Annotated in this window: 21 protein-coding genes; 11 read left to right on the forward strand and 10 right to left on the reverse strand. The window is 64.0% G+C overall.

What is annotated here, in order from left to right; translation table 11 throughout:
* Positions 1 to 300: 300 nt before the first annotated feature.
* The 3 genes from AC1DYC_RS15740 to AC1DYC_RS15750 all read right to left on the reverse strand — a co-directional run bounded on the left by AC1DYC_RS15740 (position 301) and on the right by AC1DYC_RS15750 (position 1,897).
* Entirely contained in the window at positions 301 to 609 is a 309-nt protein-coding gene (locus tag AC1DYC_RS15740) for a PilZ domain-containing protein (protein ID WP_477407653.1), read from the reverse strand.
* 24 nt (positions 610 to 633) lie between these two features.
* Positions 634 to 843, reverse strand: coding sequence for a hypothetical protein (locus AC1DYC_RS15745; RefSeq protein ID WP_477309704.1), 210 nt, complete (start codon positions 841 to 843; stop codon positions 634 to 636).
* Between the two features lie 196 nt (positions 844 to 1,039).
* A complete protein-coding gene (locus AC1DYC_RS15750) occupies positions 1,040 to 1,897 on the reverse strand; it encodes a LysR family transcriptional regulator (protein WP_477407655.1) in 858 nt (285 codons plus the stop codon).
* Between the two features lie 93 nt (positions 1,898 to 1,990).
* On the opposite strand from AC1DYC_RS15750, the gene AC1DYC_RS15755 reads away from it, so the two are divergent.
* Positions 1,991 to 2,449 carry a DUF3237 domain-containing protein gene (locus AC1DYC_RS15755; protein ID WP_477407657.1) on the forward strand — a complete coding sequence of 153 codons (459 nt, stop codon included), beginning with the start codon at positions 1,991 to 1,993 and terminating at the stop codon, positions 2,447 to 2,449.
* Between the two features lie 283 nt (positions 2,450 to 2,732).
* Here AC1DYC_RS15755 and AC1DYC_RS15760 read toward each other — a convergent pair whose 3' ends face one another.
* From AC1DYC_RS15760 to AC1DYC_RS15770, 3 genes are all read right to left on the reverse strand, one after another.
* Positions 2,733 to 3,320: a DUF308 domain-containing protein gene (locus tag AC1DYC_RS15760; RefSeq protein WP_477407659.1), complete on the reverse strand. Its 588-nt coding sequence runs from the start codon at positions 3,318 to 3,320 to the stop codon at positions 2,733 to 2,735.
* Positions 3,321 to 3,427: 107 nt separating this feature from the next.
* Positions 3,428 to 4,015, reverse strand: a complete 588-nt coding sequence (locus AC1DYC_RS15765) for a TetR/AcrR family transcriptional regulator (RefSeq protein WP_477407661.1) — start codon at positions 4,013 to 4,015, stop codon at positions 3,428 to 3,430.
* 196 nt (positions 4,016 to 4,211) lie between these two features.
* Entirely contained in the window at positions 4,212 to 4,550 is a 339-nt protein-coding gene (locus AC1DYC_RS15770) for a hypothetical protein (RefSeq protein ID WP_477407663.1), read from the reverse strand.
* Between the two features lie 169 nt (positions 4,551 to 4,719).
* Between AC1DYC_RS15770 and AC1DYC_RS15775 the strand changes: the two genes are divergently transcribed.
* The 3 genes from AC1DYC_RS15775 (at position 4,720) to AC1DYC_RS15785 (ending at position 5,856) form a co-directional block, all read left to right on the forward strand.
* Positions 4,720 to 4,911, forward strand: a complete 192-nt coding sequence (locus tag AC1DYC_RS15775) for a hypothetical protein (protein ID WP_477407665.1) — start codon at positions 4,720 to 4,722, stop codon at positions 4,909 to 4,911.
* A 134-nt stretch (positions 4,912 to 5,045) separates the two neighbouring features.
* Positions 5,046 to 5,219: a hypothetical protein gene (locus AC1DYC_RS15780; protein ID WP_477309694.1), complete on the forward strand. Its 174-nt coding sequence runs from the start codon at positions 5,046 to 5,048 to the stop codon at positions 5,217 to 5,219.
* Between the two features lie 127 nt (positions 5,220 to 5,346).
* On the forward strand, positions 5,347 to 5,856 hold the full coding sequence (locus AC1DYC_RS15785; RefSeq protein ID WP_477407667.1) for a YciE/YciF ferroxidase family protein: 510 nt from the start codon (positions 5,347 to 5,349) through the stop codon (positions 5,854 to 5,856).
* Between the two features lie 84 nt (positions 5,857 to 5,940).
* Here AC1DYC_RS15785 and AC1DYC_RS15790 read toward each other — a convergent pair whose 3' ends face one another.
* Entirely contained in the window at positions 5,941 to 6,927 is a 987-nt protein-coding gene (locus AC1DYC_RS15790; protein WP_477407669.1) for an aldo/keto reductase, read from the reverse strand.
* A gap of 176 nt (positions 6,928 to 7,103) precedes the next feature.
* On the opposite strand from AC1DYC_RS15790, the gene AC1DYC_RS15795 reads away from it, so the two are divergent.
* From AC1DYC_RS15795 to AC1DYC_RS15815, 5 genes are all read left to right on the forward strand, one after another.
* Entirely contained in the window at positions 7,104 to 8,318 is a 1,215-nt protein-coding gene (locus AC1DYC_RS15795; RefSeq protein WP_477407671.1) for an ABC transporter substrate-binding protein, read from the forward strand.
* A 75-nt stretch (positions 8,319 to 8,393) separates the two neighbouring features.
* A complete protein-coding gene (locus AC1DYC_RS15800) occupies positions 8,394 to 9,266 on the forward strand; it encodes a branched-chain amino acid ABC transporter permease (RefSeq protein ID WP_477407673.1) in 873 nt (290 codons plus the stop codon).
* Complete coding sequence (locus tag AC1DYC_RS15805) at positions 9,263 to 10,273, forward strand: branched-chain amino acid ABC transporter permease (RefSeq protein WP_477407675.1); 1,011 nt, start codon at positions 9,263 to 9,265, stop codon at positions 10,271 to 10,273. The genes AC1DYC_RS15800 and AC1DYC_RS15805 overlap by 4 nt, the downstream gene beginning before the upstream one ends.
* Positions 10,270 to 10,992: an ABC transporter ATP-binding protein gene (locus AC1DYC_RS15810; RefSeq protein ID WP_477407677.1), complete on the forward strand. Its 723-nt coding sequence runs from the start codon at positions 10,270 to 10,272 to the stop codon at positions 10,990 to 10,992. The genes AC1DYC_RS15805 and AC1DYC_RS15810 overlap by 4 nt, the downstream gene beginning before the upstream one ends.
* Complete coding sequence (locus tag AC1DYC_RS15815) at positions 10,989 to 11,711, forward strand: ABC transporter ATP-binding protein (RefSeq protein ID WP_477407679.1); 723 nt, start codon at positions 10,989 to 10,991, stop codon at positions 11,709 to 11,711. The genes AC1DYC_RS15810 and AC1DYC_RS15815 overlap by 4 nt, the downstream gene beginning before the upstream one ends.
* Positions 11,712 to 11,737: 26 nt before the next feature.
* Here the strand turns inward: AC1DYC_RS15815 and AC1DYC_RS15820 are convergent, their stop codons facing one another.
* Positions 11,738 to 12,478: a FadR/GntR family transcriptional regulator gene (locus AC1DYC_RS15820; protein WP_477407681.1), complete on the reverse strand. Its 741-nt coding sequence runs from the start codon at positions 12,476 to 12,478 to the stop codon at positions 11,738 to 11,740.
* Between the two features lie 209 nt (positions 12,479 to 12,687).
* Here AC1DYC_RS15820 and AC1DYC_RS15825 point away from each other — a divergent pair, with 209 nt between their 5' ends.
* Together AC1DYC_RS15825 and AC1DYC_RS15830 are read left to right on the forward strand one after the other, a co-directional pair.
* Entirely contained in the window at positions 12,688 to 13,611 is a 924-nt protein-coding gene (locus AC1DYC_RS15825) for an NAD(P)-dependent oxidoreductase (RefSeq protein ID WP_477407683.1), read from the forward strand.
* Positions 13,612 to 13,963: 352 nt separating this feature from the next.
* A complete protein-coding gene (locus AC1DYC_RS15830) occupies positions 13,964 to 14,851 on the forward strand; it encodes an AraC family transcriptional regulator (RefSeq protein WP_477407685.1) in 888 nt (295 codons plus the stop codon).
* A 266-nt stretch (positions 14,852 to 15,117) separates the two neighbouring features.
* Here the strand turns inward: AC1DYC_RS15830 and AC1DYC_RS15835 are convergent, their stop codons facing one another.
* A complete protein-coding gene (locus AC1DYC_RS15835; RefSeq protein ID WP_477407687.1) occupies positions 15,118 to 15,924 on the reverse strand; it encodes a FadR/GntR family transcriptional regulator in 807 nt (268 codons plus the stop codon).
* Positions 15,925 to 15,927: 3 nt separating this feature from the next.
* A complete protein-coding gene (locus AC1DYC_RS15840) occupies positions 15,928 to 17,370 on the reverse strand; it encodes an FAD-binding oxidoreductase (RefSeq protein WP_477407689.1) in 1,443 nt (480 codons plus the stop codon).
* Positions 17,371 to 17,386: the final 16 nt, after the last annotated feature.

The raw sequence follows: 17,386 nt of genomic DNA on the forward strand, positions 1-17,386 counted from the left end.
TGCTGGAACGAGTTCGCACCTTGCGGCGTTGATGCGTCTCATGGTTGCGCCGGCCCGACGGACGCAACGATGGTATTGTCAATGAGGATCGCCTTATGAGCCGACTATCCCTCTGGATCGCAATCGTCGCAGTTGTCCTGGTCGTTCTCTACCTCCTCCAATCGCAAGGCATAATCAGGTTCTGACACCGGGCCCATCCGGTATCCTGCCATTGCGGCACTGAGCGGACCGCCACGCGGACGCGGCGCGGTACATCCAGGCATGGCCGGCGCGCTCGTGCGCGTTCTTGGCTACCACCGTCTACGTCTGTCTTCCCGCATCAAGCTGCACCCCAAGCCGCTCCTTCCGTCTCCACCGCACCACGGCGCGATAGCTGGTCTGATCGACAGGCACGTGAAGCACGAAACGGTCGGGAATTTCGATGTCGGCCTTCACCCGCAACTCCGCACCGTGGGCGTGCTGGTTACAGACCAGACAATTGATGCTGGCGTCGCCGGAGTGGATTGTCGCTTCCTTCAGAACAAGGTTACGGCTATGCGACCGTCGCTCTATGGGTGGGTCAGTCGGCACTGCCTTGTTCCTTTGATTTGACGGACCGAAACCCTTCATTCCGGAACGCGGGTTGGACGCGCACTACCGGCCGAGCGGCTGCCTCGAAAGCGTGACGAGCTCGGCTTCGTCGACCACGCCGGCCATATAGTTCGCGATAATCCGGGATGCGAGAGCCTCGCGTGCTTCTGGCGATTGACCGTCGAGCTTGAGCTGCTCGAAGACACGCCCCAACAGCTCAAGCTCGGGTGGCTGCAGAATGCCAGCCTCCGTGGCCTTTCGTCGAATGGGCATTTGTTCTCCTCCACCCCGGTCAACGAACATACGACCGCGGCCAGGAAACTCAACTCACGTATTGAGGGCGCGCCGCCAGGCGGCACCTGACCTCAAATCCACTTCGGACCAGCGACGCCTTCAGCCCGCGGCCTGTGCCGCCGTTGCGCCGGGCGTCGACGAAATTGGCCAGCGCATCCAATGCTCGCCTTTCGCTTCATGGCGGATTGCCGGCCTGCTCCCGCAGCCAGGCGCAGAAATGCCTCGGAGCCATGCGGCGGTCGTCGGCGCGCATCAGCGCATAGTGCCAGGCTGGACCGCTCAGCACGTGACGGAAGGGGGCGACCAGAAGGCCCTGGTCCAACAAAGAACCGAACAGGGTGGGTGACAGCAGTGCCACGCCACCGCCTGCCAACGCGGCATTGGCGTTGAGTTCGTGGGTTGGAAAATCGACTGCGGCGAACCGCACGGCTGGCGGGATTTCGCCTTGCGCCATCATGAACCATTGTTCCCAGTCGGGATGCGGCAATAGATCGAAGTCGACCAGTTCCGCCGGAACGGCAAGCGAATGCGCCCCGAGCAGTGACGGCGCCAGCATCGGCGTCACGTCCACCGGAATGAGCCGGTGTTCCTCAAGGCCGGTCCACCCACCGCGACCCGTTCTGATGACGACGTCAAATGCTTTGGGATCGCGTATGTCCGTCGAGACATCGAGCTCGATGCCGGCGGGTCCCGACGCGGGATATTGCGGCAGGCGCGGTGCGAGCCAGCGTGACGCGAACGTGGGTGGTGCGGTGACCTTAAGCGGCGGCGTCGTCGCCTGAAATCGGTCGACCGCCACAGCGATCCCGGCGAGTGATTCCCGAACCTGGCTTGCCAGTTCGATGGCGGCAGGGGTCGGCACGACGCGCCCATGAGCGCGTACAAAAAGCGGCTGCCCAAGCTCGGCCTCCAACGAGCGGATACGCAGGCTGACCGCGGCAGGCGTCAGAAACAGGCGTTCGGCCGCGCGCGCAAAGCTGGCGGTCGCAACGCATACTTCGAGAATGCGCAAGGATTCGAGCGAGGGCCGCATGATTAGTTTTCCTTGTGACAGCGACAAGAAGAGCGCGTTTTTTGAGTAGCGCGCACTGGTGTAGATGCCGGCCTCGAAACTAGGAGGCATTTGATGTCGCTGCAATCAAGACACTTGTTTACCCTCTTCATGACGCTTCACCCCGTCATGGATCTTGGGCTCACGCCGGCGGGCGGCCGACGTATTTTCGCGGTCTCGGGCGGCCACTTCGAAGGCGAACGCATAAGCGGAACAATCTCGCCGCTCATCGGGTCCGATCTGCTTCTCGGCCGAGCGGACGGCACATTCCAGCAGGATGTCAGGCTGCTCCTCATCGCCGACGATGGCGGCTTGATCATCATGACCTATCGCGGCGTCAGGCGCGCGTCTCAGGCCATCGATGAACGCCTGGCACGCGGAGAGTTGGTCGATGCATCCGAATACTATCTACGCACAACGCCATATTTCGAGACCGCTGCGCCGGCCCATGCCTGGCTCAACAGCATTGTATCGGTCGCCGGCGGGGGCCGGACGGCAAGCGGTGTCGAATATGAGGTCTTTGAAATCCTCTGACGTGAAAGCGCGGCTACCCAATACGCCTCGCCTGGGGCGAGCATGGCAGATGATGCGTCGCTGGTTTTGGCTGCAAATGCAAAGGCGCCAAAGCTCGCGCATGCTGCACCAGCTGACCGACGAGCAACTCAGCGACATTGGCCAGCGCCGCAGCTCCAACGGGAAAGTCTCGCCACACCCAACAGACCGCCTCGATGAACGCTAGCCAGGCCATGTCACTCCGGTCGCTGAGCGGCGCAATCGGCAACGCCGCCATCCCATCCTCGCCAGCCGTGCGACGCCCTCAGCCCGCGGCCTGTGCCGCCTTGCGCCGCGCGTCGCTCACCGTCAGCCAGACGGCGGAGACGAGAAAGTAGAAGGCGCCGAACGCGGCATAGGGCGCGACGTTGGTGATGTCGATCGTCACTGCAGTGCCCGCCATCTTCACGAAGAAAATCCCGGCCAGCGCCGACTGGGCGCCGCTCAGCACCATTGCCCACTGCGCGCCGGACTTCCAGCGCCGGATCGCGGTGGCGAGCTGGAAAAGGCCAGACAGGACTGCCCAGACGCCGAACACGGCCAGCACCGCATTCATGCTTTTGCCGAGAGCAATGGCGACCGCCACCGTGGTGATGATGCTGATGACGAAGTTGAGCAGCTGCGTCTTGTTGCGGTTCAGGCCGCCGCTGCGCCGGGCATCGACGAAATTGGCCAGCGCATCCCAGGCGGGATAAGCGACCAGCATGATGGCCGCCAGGGACGGCATTGACTTGGCGACCGTGAACGCCAGCAGGACCCAGGCGGCCGCCACGGCAAAGCGTATGAAATAGTAGCTCTTCAGCCAGCTGTTCGAGAGCTGGGCGAGGTTGGTTTCGTTGGCCTTGGCAAGCATGTCGTTTTCTCCTTTGATAGTCTGCATACCTACTAGAAGGTAGGCAGAGTGGACGCGTTACGAGGATGCGGCGGCGAGCTCGCCGCCTAAGCCTGGCAAATTCCTTGTTAGTGAACCTTCGCCGATAGACGCTGCACGGCTGGCGTCAGGATGGCGTCAAAGACGGCAGGGTCGCCATAGGCGCGCGCCGACAGCATCGCGCCATGAAGGGTGGCCATGAAGGTCTCCGCCTCCAGTTCGGCAGAGCCGGCGAATTTGAGCACCCCCTGTTCGGCGCCCCGCTGCATAACCTTGGTCAGCCAGGACGACAGAAACCGGAAGTAGGCCCGCACCTCGACGGCTATTTCTGGCGGAAGTGCCGGGAGTTCGCTGGCAAGCAATGCGCAGACGCAAAACGGCATGCTCGCATCCTCAATGCATTTTGCCCAGAAACCGGCATAGGTCCGAAGCACGGCGAGCGGGTCAGGAAATTTGCTTTCCAGATCTGCCATGCTGGCCTCGGTACGCTCGCGATGGTGCGCCACAAGGGTGCGAACAAGGTCGACCTTGCTGGGGAAATGATGGTGAATGCTCGCCTTGCGGATTCCGACTTCGCCGGCGATGTCGGCGTAGCTGAATCCGTTATAGCCGCCGGCCACGATGAAGTTTCGAGCCGATGCCAGAATCTGATCGGAGGTCGCCACAAGATTGCTCATGTCGATGACCTACCTACTAGTAGGACGATTGTCAACATTGGATTTCCACGAGCCGGGAGATATGCGCCAAGGCCGGAGACTGATTTGGCAATCCACCCCAGAACGAAAAGCCCGCCCGCCAAGCCAGCGGGCGCGATAGTCACTACGGTCCATTCCCGCAGCGGGACAGGCCGTGCCAAATCACCTCTGCCCCAGGCTAGAACCAGCGGCGGTCACGTTCCTGGGCTTGCCCGAGCAGCAGGCCGATCAACAGCCCGGCAATGCCGCCAAGCACGAAAGCGCTGCTGATGGTGCCCGGATTCTGCTGGACGGTTTCGGACACCGTCTGCGCCTGCGACTTGAGCTGCTGCGCTGCCCGTGCCGCGCGCTCGGTGGCGCTGCCATACCAGCCGCCGGCTTCGTCGACGGCATCTTCTGCGCGGTCGGCGAGTGTGCGGTTGATCTTGGCTATCTCGCGCTTCAGCGATGCAACCTGCTTCTCCAGGGCCTCCTGGGCTTCTCGGGTGGAAATCTTCGGGGTTTCGTTGTCGGCCATGGGCTGTTCCTTTCGTTGAGGTACGGGGAACGGCGAACAGACAAGGATGGTTCCGCTGCCCGCGCTCACCGCCATTCGCCTGGCCGGCCGCTAACTTTTGATATTGAAAAGCGCTTCGCGCGGGGCTTATAAAAATAGACGTTTCCCATTGCTCTTGAGGAGAATTGCGATGGATAACGTCCAGAGCAACAAAGTTGATCCACCCGCCATCGAAGTGGTCGAAGCCTGCGGCGAATGGTTCGTTCGCGTGGTCGAAGACGGCAAGGCAACCACCACGTCGTTCGAACTCGAGGCGTTCGCCCTGACCTTCGCCGAGGGCCAGAGAATGCGGCTGGGGTTGGAAAGGATCGCGCGTATCTAGCATTCGCTGCGAATGCTTGATCGGCTCGAAGACCGCAGCCACCGTTGCCAGCCGGGTCCCTGCAAAACGACAGCGACATGCTTTTTGGGAACAGTCTCCCGATCCAACGGTTGTGGCTGATGGAGGGCACGCATTTGTCGAATCCATCGAGCCATGCCGAAACGCTGCGAGCGGTCTCCGACCTGCTTCACCGCGCCCGCCTCGTCATCCGCGATGGTGGTCATGCCGTGGCGATGTTCGAAATAGACACGCTGCTGCAGGTCGCCCAGACCGAGGTTGCGCGCAGCCTCGAACGCAACGATCGCTGAACCTCGATAGGACCTTGCGGGGCAGAAGAGCGGGCAAGCACCGCAGACGACTTTCTTCGCTTGCGGCAGGAACCTGTGTCCGGCGGGTGAGTTGACCCAAGCACCCCCATCAACAAGGAACACAAAAATGGCACCGACGAAGGCATCCTCCAAAGACCTCAGCAACCTCTTCCACGACACCCTCAAGGACATCTATTTCGCCGAGAAGAAGATCCTGGCGACACTTCCCAAAATGACCAAGGCAGCGCAGAGCCGCGAGCTTAAGGCAGCTTTCGAAAAGCACCGCGGCCAGACCGAAGAGCACGTCGCCCGGCTGGAGAAAGTGTTCGCGGTCATCGGCAAGAAGCCGGTCGGCAAGACCTGCGCGGCGATCATGGGCATCACCGAGGAAGGTGCGGAGATCATGGACGAATACAAGGGCGCGGCAGCGCTCGATGCCGGCCTGCTGGCGGCAGCACAGGCCGTCGAGCATTACGAGATTTCGCGCTACGGCACCTTGCGCACCTGGGCCGCGGAACTCGGCTACAACGAGGCGGTCAACCTGCTCGAGCTGACGCTCAGCGAAGAAAAGGAAACCGATGCGGCCCTGACCCAATTGGCGGAGTCGGCGGTCAACATCGCGGCGGAAGCCGCATAGCGCGAGCCGCCTGCCCTGCTCTACATCTCACGGAGCCCTGAAGCATCGGGGCTCCGAAAACCTTCCAGGGCGGCGGGCGCCGGATTACCAGCGCTGATGCACGTAGGGCTTGATGTCCTGGTCGTAGATCGCCTTCACCTTGGCCATCAGATCATTGGACAGCGGCGCAAGCGCTGCCGCTTCCGCATTGGAAACCGCCTGCGCCGGGTTGCGGGCGCCGGGAATGACAACCGTCACCGCGTCGAACATCAGGATCCAGCGCAGCGCGAACTTCGCCATCGTGGTGTCGCCGGACACCAGCGGACGGACCTTCTCGACCGCAGCCAGGCCAACGTCATAGGGCACGCCCGAAAAGGTCTCGCCGACATCGAAGGCTTCGCCGTTGCGGTTGAACAGGCGATGGTCGGTGCTTTCGAACTTGGTGTCCGCCTTGAACTTGCCGGACAACAAGCCACTGGCCAGCGGCACGCGGGCGATGATGGCGACATCGTTCTTCTTCGCCTGGTCGAAAAACAGTTCGGCCGGGCGCTGGCGGAAGGCGTTGAAGATGATCTGCACGCTGACGACGCCGGGATATTGCATCGCCTTCAGCGCCTCTTCGACGCGCTCGACGCTGACGCCGTAATTGCGGATCTTGCCCTGCGCGGTGAGCTTGTCGAGACGCTCGAACACCTCCGGATGGTAATACAGGTCCGTCGGCGGGCAATGCAGCTGGACGAGGTCGAGCGTATCGGTCTCGAGATATTTCAGGCTGCGGTCGATCCAGCTATTGAGGTTCTCGACGCTGTAGCCTTCGACGCTCTGTTTCGGCAGCCGCCGTCCGGCCTTGGTGGCGATGAACGGGCGCTCGCCGCCACGCTCCTTCATCACCCGCGCGATCAGCTTTTCCGAGCGGCCGTCGCCATAGACGTCGGCGGTGTCGAGGAAGGTGACGCCGGCATCGAGCGCCGCGTGCAAGGCGGCGATGGCATCGTCGTCATTGACCTCGCCCCAGGCGGCGCCGATCGCCCAGGCGCCAAAGCCGATCTCGCTGACACTGCGGCCGGTCCGGCCAAATTTCCGTGAATGCATCTCGCTGTTCCTGACTGCGGCTTCGCCGGCGATACCGGCTCCATGATTCTGATTTCGGGAAGCCTCATATCGCATGGCAACGCGATTGACATCCCTTTCCGTAAGATTTACCAGATAACAGGGTTGTATGACAACCAGGTAAGACTGCAATGATTTGGAGTCGGGAGGATCTCAAGTTGAAAACCGTTCTGAAACTGGCCGCGTCAGCGGCCTTGTGCCTTGGCGCGTTCGCCCATCCGGCACTCGCCGAAGACAACATCGTCAAGATCGGCGTCGTCGCCGCGGAGTCGGGTTCGTTCGTGTCAGCCGGCCACACGCTGCCGGCGGGCGTCGGCCTTGCCGTCAAGCAGATCAACGATGCCGGCGGCTTCAAGGTCGGCGGCAAGACCTACAAGCTGGAAATGGTCAAGCGCGACGACCGCACCGATATCGCCACGGCAATAGCAGCCACCCAGGAGCTGGTGCGCGACGTGAAGGTGCAGGCGATCTTCGGCTCGGAGACGCATGACTTTACGCTGGCCATGGCCAAGATCACCCAGCCGGCCAAGATCATCCATTTCGCCGGCAATTCGACGCTGGCGAAAATCTTAACGCCGGACTCGGTCAAGCCGGGCGGCGAGGACCACTATCTCTTCCAGTCCGAACCACAGGAGTTCCAGCGCTCCGGCTCGACCGCGCGCGGCGTGCTCTCCCTGCTCGAGCCGCTGCTCGGCTTCAAGCCGAAGAAATCGGTGATGATCGTCGGCAACGACGCCACCGGCCAGTTCCTGTCGTCCTACTATTTCAAGGCGCTGAAGGCCGAGGGCCAGGACGTCCCCGACATCATCTTCTACCCGCCTGACACCACCGACTTCTCGCCTTTCCTCACCCGCGCCAAGAGCCTCAATCCTGATATCATCCACTTCTGGTACAATGGCGATTCAACGCTGACGGCGCTGCCGCAGGCGCTCGAACTGGGTGCGGCCAAGAGCTACTTCCTCTTCGGCGTCGACCCCGGCATCTGGAAGGAAAAGCAGCTTTCGGCCGACGTGCCGGTGGCGATGAGCTGCGTGCCGGTGTGCTGGGGCGAGTCGTCCAACCCGAAGGCCAAGGCCTATTTCGACGCCTACTTCGCCGCCGGCGCGCCGCATGGCGTGACCTCGTCGGTGTCGCTGCTCTACCACGACTATGTCCACTTCCTCGTCGAAGCCTGGCAGAAGGCCGACAGTTTCGATCCGGACAAGACGGTCGAGGCGCTGCTCAGCCTCCACCACCAGGGCGTGGTCTCGGATGATTTGACCTTCAACCCGACGCACCAGGTCACCCACGCAACGGAAGTCTGCGCGGCCGCGCCCGGTGGCGACATCTCCTGTTCGATGCAGCAGCCACCGGCCGAAGCGCCGAAGAGCTGAGCCATCATCACAAGCTGGCGGCGCGCCACCCGCCGCCAGCTTTTCTTTTCTGAACTACAGCAGGTCTCGATCGCCGTGGATATTTTCATCCAGCAAATCCTCAACGGCCTTTCCATTGCCAGCGTCATCACGCTCATCGCCATCGGCGTGACCCTGATCTTCGGCCTGACCGGCATCATCAACTTCGCCCATGGCGAGTTCCTGATGGTCGGCGGCATCGTCACCTGGCTCGCCGTCAGCGCCGGGCTTGACTTTCCCATAGCGGTGGTGCTTTCGGTCCTCGCTGTCGGACTGATGGGCTATATCCTCGAGCGCGGCCTGTTCCGTTTCACGCTGGAGCGGCCGACCAACGGCTTCATCGTTTCGCTCGGCCTCATCGTCGTCTTGCAGCACGTCGTCGTGCTGTTCTGGAACCCCAACCAGAAAAGCATTCCGCGCCCGCTCACCACGGTGTGGGAAGTCGGCGGCGTGCGCATCGCGTCCGTGCGCGTCATGGTCATCCTGATCACCATAGCAGTCGTCGCGCTGAGCTTCCGCATGATCACCGCCAGCCGCTACGGCCGCGCTTTGCGCGCAAGCGTCGAGGACCGCGATACAGCCGCCCTGATGGGCATTCCGGTGCGCCGCTACATCACCGGCGTGTTCGTGCTCGGCAGCGCGCTGGCAGGGCTTGGCGGAGCGCTGCTGATTGCGCTCTTCCCCATCACGCCCTTCACCGGCGGCACCATGGTGATGAAGGGGTTTGCCGTGGCGCTGATCGGCGGACTCGGCAACATCTATGGCGCCGTCGCTGCCGGCCTCATCCTCGGCGTCGTCGAAGGCTTCAGCGCCGGTTACGGCTTCTCGCAATGGACCGACGCCTACTCCTTCGTGCTGATGATCCTGGTGCTGATGGTGCGCCCGCACGGCCTGTTCGGCGGCACCAGCGGACCGAGGATGGCGTCATGAGCATCGCCCCGAAGGCGTTGCGCTCGCTGCTTCCGGTGCTGGTCATCCTGGCGCTGATCGCGCTGGTGCCGCTCGCCTCGCCGTCGAACCGCTTCCTGTCGCTGGCGATCTCGGCCGGCATCAATGTCATTGCGCTCTATGGCCTGTCGGTGCTGTTCGGCCAGACCGGCATCTTGTCGATGGGCCATGCCGCCCTGGTCGGCGTCGGCGCCTATGCCGCGGCGATACTCGCGCGGGATTTTGGTGTCGGCTTCTGGGTCGCACTTCCAGTCGCTGCAATCGCCAGCGCGGTCTTTGCCATGATCGTCGGCATCCCGTCGCTGCGCGTCGGCGGCCACCACTTCGTCATCATGACTTTCGCCTTCGGCCAGCTGCTCGCCATCGTGCTCACCAATGGCGGCGACTATACCGGCGCTGCCACCGGGCTCGACCTGACCGACCACGTCACCCTGTTCGGCGCCAACATGACCGATTTGACGCGCTACTACCTGATGGTGGTGGCGTTCGTCACAGCGGCGGCCGTCGCAAGCTGGGCGATCATCCACTCCTCCTATGGCCGCACGCTGCGCGCCATCCGCGAGAACGAAAAGCTCGCGGCCTCACTCGGCATCAATGTGGGCCGGCACAAGATCTGCGCCTTCGTCGTCAGCGGCGTCTTCGCCGGCATTTCCGGCGTGCTGCTCGCCTATTTCCTCGGCCACATCTCGCCCTCGCAATTCTCCTCCTTCCCCAGCATCTACCTCGCACTGATGGTGATGATCGGCGGCGCCAGGCTGATCGAGGGACCGCTGGCCGGCGGCATCCTCGTCGCCTTCCTGCCGGAGGTGCTCAATCTCGATCCGGTGCAGTCGCGCATCGTCTATGGTGTGTGCCTGATCGCGGTGATCATGCTTTTGCCCGACGGCCTGATCGGCGGCGTCGTGCGGGCGCTGCGCGGCCTGTTCGCGAACAAGCCGAAGCAGGAAACCGAAGAGCGCAACAGCGCCCCTTCGGAGGTACGCCAATGAGCCCGATCCTGGCCATCAGCGGTCTCTCAAAACAGTTCGGCGGCGTCACCGCACTTGCCGGCGTCGACCTCGCCATCGAAGAGGGTGAAATCCTCGGCGTCGTCGGCCCCAACGGCTCCGGCAAGACCACGTTGTTCAACGTCGTCACCGGCGTCCACAAGCCGAGCGGCGGCACGGTGCTGTTTCGCGGCCGAGACATCACCGGCCTTGCGCCGCATGCCATATCGCGCACCGGCATCGGCTACACTTTTCAGCAGGCCATGGCCTTTGCCGGGCTTGGCGTGCTGGAAAATGTCCAGATCGCCGGCGAGCACGCGCGGACAGCTAGCGGCGCCAGCCCGTGGCCCACTCCACAAGCCCTGCTCGACTTTGTCGGCTTGGGCGCGCTGGCCGGCGAAAAAGCCGGCGTGCTGCCCTTCGGCAGCCTGCGCCTGCTCGGCCTGGCATTGGCGCTGGCCACACGGCCGTCGCTGCTATTGCTCGACGAGCCCGCCGCCGGCCTCAATGACCGTGAAACCACAGCCCTGGTCGGCCTCGTGCGCCAGCTTCCCGGCCACGGCATCACCGTCTGCGTCATCGACCACGACATGAAGCTGATGCAGATGCTGTGCCGGCGTCTTGCCGTGCTCGATTTCGGCTCCAAGATCGCCGACGGACCGACCGAAACCGTGCTGGCCGATCCCAAGGTGCTCGACGTCTATCTCGGAGGCGAGCTGTGAACCTGCTTGCCGTCTCCGAACTCGTCACCGGCTATGGCCCGACCATCGTCAATCGCGGCGTCTCGCTGACCTTGGCCGAAGGCGAGATCGTCACCATCCTCGGCCCCAATGGCGCCGGCAAGTCGACGCTGCTCAAGGCCATCGCCGGCCTGATCAAGCCACGCGCCGGCAGCATCGCCTTCGACGGCGCCGACGTCACCGGACTTGCCGCCGATGTCATGGCCCGGCGCGGCGTCGTGCTGGTGCCGGAAGGGCGAAAAATCTTCGTCGACATGACGGTGGAGGAGAACCTCCGCCTCGGCGCCTATGCCCGCCGCGACGAGGCAGCCGTCGAGGCCGATTTCGAAACCATGCTGTCCTTCTTCCCGATCCTCGCCACCAAGCGGCGCGACCGGGGCGGCTCGCTGAGCGGCGGCCAGCAGCAGATGCTGGCCATTGCGCGCGGGCTGATGACGCGGCCGCGCGTGCTGTTGCTCGACGAGCCGTCGCTCGGCTTGTCGCCGCTGCTGGTCAAGGAGATCAAGGCGATCATCCTGGGCATCGGCGAGCGCTTCGGCGCCTCGGTGCTTTTGGTCGAGCAGAATGCCGGCCTGGCGCTCGCCGTGGCGTCACGCGGCTATCTCATGCAGAACGGCAGGATCGTCGTCTCCGGTCCGATCGCCGAACTGCGCGACATGTCGCTGATGCGCGAACTCTATCTCGGCGGAGTCGCCGGATGAGCAAGCCGTTAGTCGTGAACAGCCCCTTAGTCGTGAACAGCTTTGTCGCGCAAATCCTCGAAGCGGGCATAGCTCTTGGTCAGATGGCTGCGCATGGCGCGCCGCGCCGCGTTGACGTCCCTTGCCTCGATGGCCCCGAGAATGGCGCGATGTTCTCGCTGCATGCGGTCGAGATATTTTTCCCGCTCGGCCTCGGTCATCCGGTCGAGCCGCGTCCATTGTCGCGGGATCATGGCGCTGCCGAACGTGTCGAACAGCCGGGTGAAATTCGCATTCTGCGTCGCGGCCAGAATGGCGCGATGGAAGCCAAAATCCTCTTCCGAGCCGGAACCGCCGGCACGCACCGCCGCCTCCAGCGCGTCGAGCTTCGCACTCATTTGCGAAAGCGCCGCATCGGTCCGCCGCTCGGCGGCAAGGCCCGTCGCTTCCACCTCGATGCCCATTCGCAGTTCGAGCACGCGCAGCACCTCGTCGATCGATTCGAGATCGTCGGGCAGGACGGAAAACGTCTTCGGCAGCGGGTCCTTGGCGACGAAGGCGCCGAGCCCCTGGCGCGTGGTGATCAGCCCACGGGCGCGCAGCGCGGCAAGCGCCTCGCGCACCACGGTGCGGCTGACACCCGTGGCGGCGACGATCTCCTGTTCGGTCGGCAGCCGCTGGCCCGGCGCAAGGTCGCCGGATTCGATCTGCGCGATCAGCGTGTTGACGAGCCCGGTCCTGAGATTGGGCGCCTGCGGTATGGCATCGAAAGTCATGGGCTCCGCCATCGGCGCGACTCCGGTTCGATTCTTGTTCAAAGGATTGCATCGACGGGTGTCCGCCGCAAGGTGACGAAAGGTCAGAGCAATTCCAGGGAAAAGTGTGCGCGGTTTTCCCGTCCGGAATTGCGTAACAACAACAAGATGAAGTGGCTCGCCGTTTCCTGGGAAACGGTGAAACGCTTCAGCCCGCCGGCGCGGGTCACAGGAGGATTCTCATGAAAGAACGCATCGGCTTCATCGGCCTGGGCAGCATGGGCGCCGGCATGGCCGACAATCTGCTCAGCAAAGGCTGGCCGCTGACGGTGTACGTGCATCGCAGCCGCACCGCAGCCGACCGGCTGATCGCAGCCGGCGCCACCGAAGCCGCCAGCCCGCGCGCGCTCGCCGCCGCCTGCGACATCGTCATCCTCTGCGTCACCGGCTCGCGCGAGGTCGAAGCGCTGATCAAGGGTCCGGACGGGCTGGCTGCAGCCGCGGACGGACATGCCGCCGCGGGGAAGCCGCTGCTGATCATCGACTGCTCGACCTCCAACCCGTCATCGACGACCGCACTTGCGGCCGACCTCGCCATGCAAGGCGTGACGCTGATCGACGCGCCGCTGGCGCGCACGCCCAAGGAAGCGGCCGAAGGCAAGCTCGACGTCATGGTCGGCGGCCCGGCCGCGGTCGTCGCCCGCGCGCAGCCTGTGCTCGAAGCCTTCGCCGCGCGTGTCGTCCACACCGGCCCGACCGGCAGCGGCCACACCATGAAGCTGCTCAACAATTTCGTCTCCATGGGCTATTCCGCGATCTATTCCGAGGCGCTGAGCCTCGGCGCCAAGGCCGGGCTGACGCCGCAGGTCTTCAACAGCGTTATATCAGGCAGCCGCATGGATTGCGGCTTCTACCAGGCCTTCTTCGACTTCGTCCTCAACCGCAACGAAAACGCCCAGCGCTTCGCCATCGCCAATGCGCTGAAAGACATGACCTACCTCGCCTCCTTCGCCCAAGCCGCCGGCATCGCCAACCCGATCGGCGCGGCGGTGCGCAATGGCTTTGCTACGGCAGTCACGACGGGTCATGGCGAGAAATTCGTGCCAGCGCTGTCGGATATTGTGGCGGGGTTGAATGGGGTGTCGCTGGTGGCGGCGGCGGAGTGAAAATGCCCGGGACGTGAAATCGCGTAGGGCGCTCCCCCTCTCCGTCCGCTGCGCGGCCACCTCTCCCCCACTTTGTGGGGGCGAGGAACCCAAGTTTTTCGAGGCCGCGACCTCTGCGACTAGCGTTCCTCGCCCCCATTGTAATGGGGGAGAGGTGGCTCGGCGCAGCCGAGACGGAGAGGGGGCTGGCACTGACATATGCGATTAGGCTGCAAGCGCGCGCCTTACGCAGATCAGGCGCGCCTCCAAGCACCCACTGGCGACCACCAGCCCATCCATGTCAAACCGCAAGATCGGTCGAGCGCGACATGTAAGGCGGCGCCTATCTGGTGTCGCCATGCAGGACGAGACGATGAAGACGGCACTTGAAAACTACCAAGCCCGGATGCAGCGGGTGCTGGACCACATCGACCAGCATCTTGACGGCGATCTTGGCCTGGAAGCGTTGAGCGGCGTCGCGGCGTTCTCGAAATTCCATTTCCACCGGCAGTTCACGTCGACGTTCGGCGTGTCCGTGCATCGCTATGTCCAGCTCGCCCGCCTGAAGCGCGCTTCGTACCGGCTTGCCGAGAGCGACGCCCAAAGCGTCACCGATATAGCGATGGATGCCGGCTACGACGCACCGGATGCTTTCGCCCGCGCCTTTCGGCAACGGTTCGGACAATCGCCTTCGTCGTTCCGCAAGTCTCCCGACTGGGGGTCGTGGCTCATGGCCTTCGGGCCGCTCGACAAAGCAAGGACCACGCTCATGCAGATCATCTTCGAACCCGACGACGTGACGATCCGCGACGTGCCCCCGACGCCGGTGGCGATCATGGAGCATCGCGGCGACCGGGCGACGCTCCAGGCCACCATCCAGCGCTTCATCGCCTGGCGCAAGGCCGCCGGCCTGTCGCCCGAGACGAGCCCGACCTTCAACATCTTCCGTTCCGAAAGGGAGCCGGTGAATCCTGCCGACTACAGCATGGACATCTGTGCCGGGACCGAGCTGCCGGTAGAGGGTGGGCCGATCAAGGACGCGCAAATGAAGGCTGGCGTCATCCCCGGCGGACGCTGCGCGGTGCTGCGCTACCCCGGCAACACCAACAATCTCGAGCCGGCAGCGCTTTACCTCTATCGCGAATGGCTTCCGGCCAGCGGCGAGGAAGCACGCGACTTTCCGGTCTATTGCCAGCGGCACTTTTCGTCGAACGGACCGGTGCGCGAAGTGGTGCTTGAGCTGTTTCTGCCGCTGAAATAGCGTGGTGGGGATAGCCCTGACGGTAGACCCGCCGGGGAAGTGAAATCGCAGAGGGCGTTCCCCCTCTCCGTCTCGGCTTCGCCGAGCCACCTCTCCCCCGCTCCCGCGGGGGCGAGGAACCCAAGCCTTTCAAGGGCGCAGCCTCCGAGATTAGCGTTTCCTCGCCCCCATGAAATGGGGGAGAGGTGGCTCGGCGAAGCCGAGACGGAGAGGGGGCTGGCGCAGCCGTATGCGATTGGCCCGGAGCGCGGGACAGATAAGGGAGGTTAACCCCGAGCCTGCCCGCGGATCGCCTTCCGTAGCCTTGAATGCCGCACCGGAGACGCAGCCTCCGGCATCGGCGCTGCCGGCTCCGCAACCGCCTCGCCCTCGTGCAGCCCCACACGCAGAGCCGCACCTGCCAGATGGTCGCGCATCGCCGCTTGCGCCTCTTCGGTGTCGCCGGCGCGGATCGCTTTCAGGATGCGCTCGTGCTCGCCAAGCGTGATGCTGGCCATATCGTCGGATTTCTGCTGGTTGCCTGCGGCCAGAATGCTTTCGCGCACGCGCTCGGACACGAAAACCAGGAACTGGCCCATATAGGCGTTGCGCGTCGCCTCGGCGACGGTGCGGTGGAATTCGAGGTCGCTGCGCAGCCAGGCGACGCTGCCATAGGGTGCGGCGCGCATGCCGGACAGCGCATCGCCCATGGCTTTCAGATCGGCGTCGCTTCGGCGTTTGGCGGCGAGCGCCGCCGCCTGCACTTCGAGGATGCCGCGCAGTTCGAACAGGTTGCGGAACGAATCGGCGCGCTGCAGCGTCTCATGGTCGATGGTCAGCACCGTCGGGTTGTTGGTCTCCGCCACGAAGGCGCCGCGGCCCTGCTGCGACCAGATGCGGCCTTCCGAGCGAAGCCTGGCGATCGCCTCGCGCACCACATTGCGGCTGACCCCGAAAGTGGTTGCCAGCGCCGCCTCGGTCGGCAACTGGTCACCCGGCTTCAGCCGGCCTTGCGCGATCTCGCGCGAGATGGAACTCGCCACCAGAGTGGAGAGGTGTGGACCGCGATTGACCTTGTCGAGTTTCAGCGTCATCGCTCACCTATAGTCGACAGCGGCGGCCGGCGCCAGAATGCGGCCGTTGCTCAGGATATGGCGCGGGTCGAAGGCGTCCTTGATGCCGGCGGCCAGATCGAGCGTCACCGGATCGATGCGGTCGAGGAACGCCTTCTGCTTGACCCGGCCGATGCCATGCTCGGCGCTGATCGAGCCGCCATAGCGGTCGACGACGGTGAAGATCTCGGCCTCCGCCTCCTCGAACAGATGCTCGATCGCCTCAGTGCCCATGCCTTCCGGCGGCACGACGTTGAGGTGGATATTGCCGTCGCCGACATGGCCGTAGGTGACGGCCAGCGCGTCGGGCCGGGCTTTCTCAATCGCCGCCAGCGCATCGCTGACGAAATCGGCAAGCCTGGAGATCGGCACCGAGACATCGGTGCGCAGATAACGGCCGCCCCTGCCCTGCCGTTCGACCATGATCTCGCGATAGAGCCACAGCCGCTCACCTTGCGCCCGCGTCGAGGCAATGATGCCGTCCTCGACAATATCCTCGACGCTGCCGAGGAAACCGAGCAGCATGCTGTTGAGGTCGATCAGCCCACCGGACGACACTTCGATCAGCACATAGGCCGGATAGGGCTTGCCGAGCGGATCGGCAAAATCCTGGCCTTCGCGCATGGTAATCTCGATGCCGACGCGCAGGATCAGTTCGAAAGCGGTGAGCAGGTCGCTGCAATCGCGCCGCGCCCTGGCATAGAGCGCCATCGCGTCCTCGACCGAGCGCAGGCCGACCAGTGCCGTTTCGATCTGCGTCGGCTTGGGAAACAGCTTCAGCGCGGCCGCGGTAACGATGCCCAGCGTGCCTTCCGAGCCGATGAAGATCTGCTTGAGATCATAGCCGCGATTGTCCTTGCGCAGCACTTTCAGCCCGTTCCAGATCCGGCCGTCGGCCAGCACCACTTCGAGCCCGAGCACGAGGTCACGCGTCATGCCGTAGCGCAGCACGTTGAAGCCGCCGGCATTGGTGGCGACATTGCCGCCGATGCGGCAGCTGCCTTGCGCACCGAAAGTGATCGGCAGCAGGCAGTCGCTCTCCTCGGCGGCGCGCTTGGCATCCTCGAGGATGCAGCCGGCCTCGACCACCATGGCGAAGTCGATCGGGCTGATCGAGCGGATCCTGTTCATGCGCTCCAGCGAAATGACGATCTCGCCGCCATCGGCGGCCACCGCAGCACCCACCAGACCGGTCAGGCCGCCTTGCGGCACGACCGGAATGCGCTCGGCATGGCAGAAGCGCATCACCGCCGACACCTCTTCCACCGAGGATGGCCGCGCCACCGCCAGCGGCCGGCCGTAGTGATCGCCCGACCAGTCGCGGCTGTAGCGCGCCAGATCCACCTCCTCGGTCAGCAGCCCGCCATTTGGCAGCAGGCCGGCCAGGGCTGCGATCTGCGATGCGGAGGTGGGCGGCACGGCATTCATCAAAGGACTCTGCACC

The sequence above is a fragment of the Mesorhizobium sp. P2_E7 genome (assembly GCF_056403855.1).